Annotated in this window: 10 protein-coding genes; 1 reads left to right on the forward strand and 9 read right to left on the reverse strand. The window is 35.8% G+C overall.

Annotation, left to right across the window (positions count from 1 at the left end; genetic code table 11):
* Positions 1-206, reverse strand: a 206-nt coding sequence (locus AACZ92_RS15975) for a hypothetical protein (protein WP_339703523.1), incomplete at its 3' end; no start/stop codon positions are given.
* A gap of 436 nt (positions 207-642) precedes the next feature.
* On the opposite strand from AACZ92_RS15975, the gene AACZ92_RS15980 reads away from it, so the two are divergent.
* Positions 643-1122 carry a hypothetical protein gene (locus tag AACZ92_RS15980; RefSeq protein ID WP_339703526.1) on the forward strand — a complete coding sequence of 160 codons (480 nt, stop codon included), beginning with the start codon at positions 643-645 and terminating at the stop codon, positions 1120-1122.
* A 523-nt stretch (positions 1123-1645) separates the two neighbouring features.
* Here the strand turns inward: AACZ92_RS15980 and AACZ92_RS15985 are convergent.
* From AACZ92_RS15985 to AACZ92_RS16020, 8 genes are all read right to left on the reverse strand, one after another.
* Positions 1646-2002 (reverse strand): DUF1801 domain-containing protein, encoded by a 357-nt coding sequence (locus AACZ92_RS15985; protein WP_339703529.1) that lies wholly within the window; start codon positions 2000-2002, stop codon positions 1646-1648.
* 2 nt (positions 2003-2004) lie between these two features.
* Complete coding sequence (locus tag AACZ92_RS15990) at positions 2005-2382, reverse strand: DoxX family protein (protein ID WP_339703532.1); 378 nt, start codon at positions 2380-2382, stop codon at positions 2005-2007.
* Positions 2383-2388: 6 nt separating this feature from the next.
* The gene (locus tag AACZ92_RS15995; RefSeq protein WP_339703535.1) at positions 2389-2853 is read right to left on the reverse strand and encodes an SRPBCC domain-containing protein; all 465 of its coding nucleotides are present in this window, start codon (positions 2851-2853) and stop codon (positions 2389-2391) included.
* A gap of 48 nt (positions 2854-2901) precedes the next feature.
* Complete coding sequence (locus tag AACZ92_RS16000; RefSeq protein WP_339703538.1) at positions 2902-3231, reverse strand: metalloregulator ArsR/SmtB family transcription factor; 330 nt, start codon at positions 3229-3231, stop codon at positions 2902-2904.
* A 99-nt stretch (positions 3232-3330) separates the two neighbouring features.
* A complete protein-coding gene (locus AACZ92_RS16005; protein WP_339703541.1) occupies positions 3331-3477 on the reverse strand; it encodes a hypothetical protein in 147 nt (48 codons plus the stop codon).
* A 142-nt stretch (positions 3478-3619) separates the two neighbouring features.
* Positions 3620-4036, reverse strand: coding sequence for a VOC family protein (locus AACZ92_RS16010; protein WP_339703544.1), 417 nt, complete (start codon positions 4034-4036; stop codon positions 3620-3622).
* Between the two features lie 82 nt (positions 4037-4118).
* Complete coding sequence (locus tag AACZ92_RS16015) at positions 4119-4433, reverse strand: hypothetical protein (protein ID WP_339703547.1); 315 nt, start codon at positions 4431-4433, stop codon at positions 4119-4121.
* 1 nt (position 4434) lies between these two features.
* The gene (locus AACZ92_RS16020; protein WP_339703550.1) at positions 4435-5178 is read right to left on the reverse strand and encodes a YafY family protein; all 744 of its coding nucleotides are present in this window, start codon (positions 5176-5178) and stop codon (positions 4435-4437) included.
* Positions 5179-5408 lie beyond the last annotated feature (230 nt).

Genomic DNA, 5408 nt, shown 5'->3' on the forward strand with positions numbered 1-5408 from the left:
GTTGGCTGTAGGCTGTAGGCAGTGGGAAGTTGGCTGTAGGCTGTAGGCAGTGGGAAGTTGGCTGTAGGCTGTAGGCAGTAGGCAGTAGGCAGTGGGAAGTTGGCTGTAGGCAGTAGGCAGTAGGCAGTGGGAAGTGGGAAGTTGGCAGTGGGAAGTTGTGGGTCTCGATCCAAATTTGAAGCTTGATGGTGCATCTTCAAATTCACTCGACCTGATAGGTTTAGGATTCATTGAGTGGGGAGTAGTAAATAGATGTTTATAAACACGCTATAGATACGCTACATATACGCTATACATACGCTATAGATACACTATATCCATTTGTTTTTTATAAATTATTGGTTTACATTAGCTTTTAAAAATCAGTTCATTATGGCAAAACAGACAGGGATTATTAAATTATCTGGTACGATTGGGGGGCTTAATTTGTATCATTCACATGGCGATCATCGTGCACGCGAAGCTGGTGGTGGGTTTAACGGTCACGCTATTAAGACCAAGCCCAGTATGCGACGGGTGCGGGAAAATAGCTCTGAGTTTGGGCGTTGTTCGCGGACCAAAAAATATTTTTATCGGTCCTTGCGTCCGTTTTTATGTATTCATAAAGACGGGACACTTCATGGGCGTTTGATGTCTTTGTTTATGAGCATTAAGGATTTAGATGCTGTAAGTGCTCGCGGACATCGTAGTGTGTATGGAGGGATGCAAACGGTACGGGGGCGGCGGTTGTTGCAAGATTTTGGTTTCACGCCTTCTTGTGACGTGGCTTCTTATATACCGGGAACGAGCGATTATGATGCGAACACTCGGACGTTTACGGTGACAGATTTTGATGTGTCTCAACTCTCTTTCCCGAGTGGGGCGACACATATGGCGTCTACGTTAGGCGTGTTGCATTTTAATTTTGAAACCAACGCCTATGAACTCACCCAAAGTATTCCAACCTATATCACTACTTCCTTTACGGATTACACCTTTAGCTTGCAAGCTCCGGCTCCTTCCCTACCCGGTACGGCTATTGCTTTGCTTGGGGTGAAGTTTTATCAAGAAGTGGGCGGACAGTTTGTTGTTATGAGAGGGAAAAAGGCTGTGGGATTGCAGGTTGTTTCTGTGGAGCAATAAAGCTTCCCTTATTTAATTTCATTGGGACAGTATAGGACGCGGAGCAAGTTATATGGTATTGAATTAAAAAAAATAGACAATTGAGCTAGTGCCATAGGATAGGTTATTGGCGGTAGTTTTTGTTTTTTATCTTGAAGGATTAAAATAGATATAATACTTGCTTATGTTACAGTTTTCAACGCCTCTTTTATTGAAGACAGAAAAATAACTTGTTTTCCTTTATTGCTTTCGTAGATAAGGCTTTTAGACTTTTACTAGTATACAATGAAAAATCCCCTATGATAACTAAACGCATTTAATATTGAGCGAACTTTTGAAGAATATCTCCTGCCAACTTGGTTTTTAAATCAAAAAATGCTGGTGTACTACTCTTTTGATGTAACATCATTTTATCAAAACCTTGATACTAGATGTTTCCCATTACATTCAGGGCATCTTCTGTGGTTTTAATTATAATTTCGTTTGAAATAATTTCTGCGATTTTAGTCCCACTTTTTAAATGTTCTTTAATTTCCATCTGATGTTATAATTTGTTGCGCTTAGCCTGTTCTTGAATCAATAACTTAAATTCTTCTATAGGAATATCTTGGTCAAATTTTATTTGAATGGTCTTTTTACCTGTTTTATATCCCTTTTCTTCCAATATTTTACGTATTTCTTCAGTTAATGAGTCAATACCAAAGCTCACGTGTTTTTTAGCCAAGGAAAATCCTGCAAGAATGCCTTTGTATTTATAAATTGGCACATTCCAACTGATGCCACCTTCGGCTTTTGGTGCCGTAGATTCAATAAGTTTTTTAAGATTTATCATTACCTCTTGTGCTTCTTCTGGTGAATTGTCTATAAACTCATCAACTGTTTTAGGTTTTAAATCTGCCATATTTATTGTTTTTCTAATTTTCTATTTGCTGGTCTATAATACCAGGATATTCCTGTAAGAATCAAAAGTAAAGTCGGTCCAAAAAGTGTTATTAATTCATCTCCAACCGTTACGTGTGAGATAATAGCACCTGACATTACAAAGAAAAACCCTGCGTAAGTCCATTCTTTTAGCACAGGGAATTTAGGAATAAGGATTGCTAAAACACCTAAAATTTTCCACGCACCAAGGATTGGCAGTAAATAAGTAGGATACCCTAAAGTAGTCATATTTTCCACTTCTTCTTCCATTTTTATTATTTGGACAATTGCGGTTGAAAGCATTCCCAAGGAAAGCCAAATGGTGGCAATCCAATAGATTATTTTGTTTCTTTTTTTCATAATGAGTTATTTTGAGTGCGTTATTATTTGTTCTAGTTTATTGTGAGCCCTATTCAAGCCATAGGCAAATGGTAATTTTAATTGTTCAGCTCTGTGTTTTTCTGATTTATAGATTATCTGAATGGTTAACTGGCTTTTGTTTTCTGTAACTTTTTCAAAATTTAAGAACTCTAATTGTACACCTATTGACATATTTTCCATTTCAAAAGTTCTAACGATTTGCTGATTGGGCACCACTTTATGTGTGGTTCCATTGGCTTTGAACATTACCTTCCCTTCGTGTGAGGTTTCAAACGCGTAACTTCCGTGGTTTCTGTTTTCAAACTTTATCACTCTTGTTCCCATCCACTGTGAGACCAATTCGGCTTTGGCATATGCTTCATAGACTAATTCTACTGGAAGGTCAAATTCCCTTGTGATAGTTAATTCTTGCTTCCCTTCTGTGGCATTGATTTTAGTTTTTTGCTCCATTGTTTATTTTGTATTTGATTGATTATGTTTATTCACTGTTTGTTCATTTTATTTTTTGTGTTCGTGAATCTTCGATTTCATAACAGCTTCCAAGGAATTAAATCGGTCATCCCACATTTTTCTAAAAGGCTCAATAAAATCAGCTATTTGCTTCATACCGTTAGGGTTAAGCTCATAGTATATTTTTCTTCCCTTTTGTTCCTGCTTCAATAATTCACATTCGGTAAGAATTTGAATGTGTTTGGAAATAGTCTGTCTGGAATAGTCAAAATTTTCGGCAATAGCACTAGGAGTCATTGCACTTGCTGCTACCAATGTGATAATTGTTCTTCTTGTTGGGTCGGCTATGGCTTGAAAAACGTCTCTTCTTAATTTCATTACGCAGTTATTTGACTGCAAATATAAATGCAGTTATTTGGTTGCGCAATTATTTTTTGGTTTTTTTTTGAGAGCGTGGTTAGTTCTGCTTTCTAATGCTTACTTCCATTTACCTTTTACTTTTGGGATCTTTATAAATTTCAGAACACTTTCTGCCATTAACCCTTGCTCAATCATTCGTTCGGCACGTTCTATATTACTATCGCTCCAATTGCTTCTTTTAGGATTTCGAGGTGTAAATGTCAAATAATAACTTTCATCATCTCGCTTTTTGCAAAGGCTATCAATCCACCCAAAAAATACCGCTTCTTCTGTAGCTTAACCATTTTCGCCATTCCTTTCTTGTTTTACAGTATATGGTTGGTTTTCCATCTTTCATTTCCATTTTCTACTGTCTTTTCTTCAACGTTTCTACATAGTGATTGTTTGTCATAATACCAAGAACGTTTCCAAATGGGTCGATTACAGAAGCTGTTACAAAGGCAATTTTTCCACCGCTTCTGTCGGTAATTGGCTCATACAGCTTTGCTTCTTTTGAGATCAACAGGTCAAGTGTTCCCTGTAAATCGTCAACGTGCCAATAAGCAATTGCTCCACCAACTTCTTTCATCGAATTCTTCGGTGCGTACTTTCCGTCAATAATTCCGAGTTCGTGCTGATAATCACCAAGTCGAAATTCCGAATAGCCAGGAACGTTAAAATAAGGTTCCATTCCCAAAATTTCACTGTACCATTTTTTTGCTTCTTCGTGGTTGTCGGCATAAAAACTAATGGTGGCAAGTCCTCGTAATTTGATATTTTCCATTCTTGTTTTCTTTAAAATTAATTTTGGCTATTCATGTATTCTCGGTTTACTCAACTATCAATAGCGTCCTAAATGTTTTTATTTAATGTTTAAATAAATCTTGAGAAGCTGCAACTAGCTGCATTACTTCAATTTGCGGTGCACCTTCCAAACCGCTCTCATCCCGATGTTTTTGGAAAGAAAGAAATGAGGGAATTTGAAGTAAATGTTTTTGAATTTCTTCATTTTTATAATGTGATAGATGGACAAAGGTTTTTCCGTCTCCACCCAAATAGGATACATATTGAAAGTCGTTTGTATTCAATTTTTTAAAATCAGCCATAAACAAATTAATGTTTTCTTGATTCTTCTGAACGAATTCAGGTTTTACGGTGTACGTTACTTTTACGATTATCATTTTATTCGTTTTTATCATATAAACCATTTCCATCTACATATTTTTTCCGTTGGATTTCACCATATTCCTCCATTGTCATTTTGTGTGGAGTGAAATTTTCGGGTAAACTAATAATGGTTTTGATTCTATCTATTCTAAAATTTCTAAATTCATTTCTCAATCTACACCAAGCTACTACAATCCAATCTTCTGAAAAACTATGGTAAATAGCAAAAGGTTCTATGTTACGAGGAATGGGTTCTACGTCAGTCTCTTTTTTATAGGTTATTTTTAATACCTTAAAGTTTGTCAACCCACGTTGTATTATAGAAAGGAACTTACTTGTTTTCTTATTTTGCCAATTCTTTCCTATAAACGTTCTATTGGCTAAAAAATCGGCTTTTGATTTTTCTTCACTTCGTAATACTGCTTTTACTTTATCTATGGCATTATTAAATTCATTTATCAGAGATTCATCTTTGGTCTTTGCCATCATCTTTTGGGCAAAAATGAGTGCATTTGCTTCCGTTTCTGTAAACATTACAGGAGGAATCTTGTATCCATCCATTAACGTATACCCTTTTCCCTCCGCAGCCACAATAGGAACATTGGCTTGTTCTAAGGCCAATAAATCTCTATAAACAGTTCGTTTGCTAACATTAAACTCTTTAGATAGTTGTGCTACAGATACGTATACATTGGACTGTAATTTTAAATGAATGGCTGTTAAGCGGGAAAGTCTTGAAATATTATTTGTATATGCCATTATAATAGTATTTTAAACATTTAAAATAGCAATTTCATCTATTAGAATTTCAATATCAAAACCTAGTTTTTGAACGATATTTATAATAGCATCATTGTCTAATGCTTGGTTAAAAGTTTCGATTCTTAAAATATGATCACAGTCCTCAAGATCAAAATCGACACCGTAATTAGGGTGTAGGCTTCCCCTTTTTAGGACACCTTAAAATTCGATAAATAATTATTATTAAG

This window comes from uncultured Marixanthomonas sp. (genome assembly GCF_963974425.1).
Lineage (GTDB): Bacteria > Bacteroidota > Bacteroidia > Flavobacteriales > Flavobacteriaceae > Marixanthomonas.